Here is a 1,582-nt window from a genome sequence, read left to right on the forward strand (position 1 = left end):
GGCAGCAGCTCCCGCGCCCGCAGCCGCGCCGGCCGAGGCTCCCGCGGCCACGGCATCCGACGACGACGTCACGACCTACGTGACCCCGCTCGTGCGCCGCCTCGCGCAGCAGCAGGGCGTCGACCTCGCCACGGTGACCGGAACCGGCGTCGGCGGGCGCATCCGCAAGGAAGACGTGCTCAAGGCCGCCGAGTCGGCGTCGCCCGCCGCCGCCCCTGCCGCAGCTCCCGCCCCCGCAGCCCCCGCGCTCGAGGTGTCGCCCCTGCGCGGCACGACGCAGCCGATGTCGCGCCTGCGCAAGGTGCTCGCCGAGCGTGCGGTCGCCTCGATGCAGCAGACGGCGCAGCTGACCACGGTCGTGAAGGTCGACGTCACGAAGGTCGCGGCCTATCGCGGCGCCGTGCAGTCCGAGTTCGTCGCCAAGACCGGCGGCAAGCTGTCGTTCCTGCCGTTCTTCGTGCTCGCCGCCGCCGAAGCGCTGCAGGCCTACCCCGTCATCAACGCGACGGTCAACGGCACCGACATCGTCTACCCGGCCACCGAGAACATCTCGATCGCCGTCGACACCGAGCGCGGGCTGCTGACGCCGGTGCTGCGCGATGCGGCCGGCAAGTCGCTCGCCGAGATCTCGTCGGAGATCGCCGACCTCGCCGCGCGCACGCGCGACAACAAGCTGAAGCCCGACGAGCTGGCCGGCGGCACGTTCACCGTGACCAACACCGGTTCGCGCGGCGCGCTGTTCGACACCCCGGTGGTCTTCCTGCCGCAGTCGGCGATCCTCGGCACGGGCGCTGTGGTGAAAGAGCCCGGCGTCATCAAGGTCGACGGGGTGGATGCCATCAGCGTGCGCTCGTACGTCTACCTCGCCCTGTCGTACGATCACCGCATCGTCGACGGCGCCGACGCCGCCCGCTTCCTCGGTGCGCTGAAGAGCCGCCTCGAGACGGCGGACTTCGGCCCGCAGCTGGGGATCTGACGCCGCTCGGTTCCGATCATGGCTGATCCGCGACGTCGTACACGTCGCGGATCAGCCATTTTCCGTCGACGCTGACGAGCACGAGGATCTGCGCGGCGGGTCCGTCGGCTCGATTCCCGGTGCCTTCCGCCGGTTCGACCCGGAAGACGGCCACCCCGCCGTATTCGTCGACGAGGGTGATCTGCGCGTCGGGGGCCGTGGCGACAAGGCCCGCGGGCGGTGCGGCCGCGGAATCTTCGCGCAGCGCCGCACAGGCGACGCCTGCGTCGGTCGTTCCGCCCGCGCACGCCGACAGCGCCCGCACGATCTGACGCGCCGCGGCCTCGAGGTCTCCGTCAGCGCTCGGTGCGGCCTGTGCGTCCGGTGCTGCGGCACCATCGCTCGGCGCCGTCGTGGCCTCCGACACCGCCTCCGCCAGTGCGGCGTCGGTGTCTGGGGTCGCGGCACCATCGGCACTCACAGTCGCGGCGGGTGTCGGCGCCACCGCCTCCGCCGCCCGCGAATCGGGCTCCGGCCAGAGCAGGCCACCGAGCAGCACGGCGCCGCCCAGGGCCGCAGCGATCAGGAGCGGCGCTCGACGCCGGCCGCGGACCTCCGGCTCCTGCC

The 1,582-nt window shown here is 73.0% G+C and carries 1 protein-coding gene and 1 pseudogene; one reads left to right on the top strand and one right to left on the bottom strand.

The window, feature by feature from the left end; translation table 11 throughout:
* The coding region (locus G3N18_RS15690; RefSeq protein ID WP_196385178.1) for a 2-oxo acid dehydrogenase subunit E2 at positions 1-976 on the top strand (976 nt) is incomplete at its 5' end.
* 16 nt (positions 977-992) lie between these two features.
* On the opposite strand, the pseudogene G3N18_RS15695 reads toward G3N18_RS15690, so the two are convergent.
* Positions 993-1,582, bottom strand: a pseudogene (locus tag G3N18_RS15695) (hypothetical protein); the annotation flags it as partial.

It is taken from the genome of Microbacterium paulum (assembly GCF_015707995.1).
GTDB lineage: Bacteria > Actinomycetota > Actinomycetes > Actinomycetales > Microbacteriaceae > Microbacterium > Microbacterium paulum.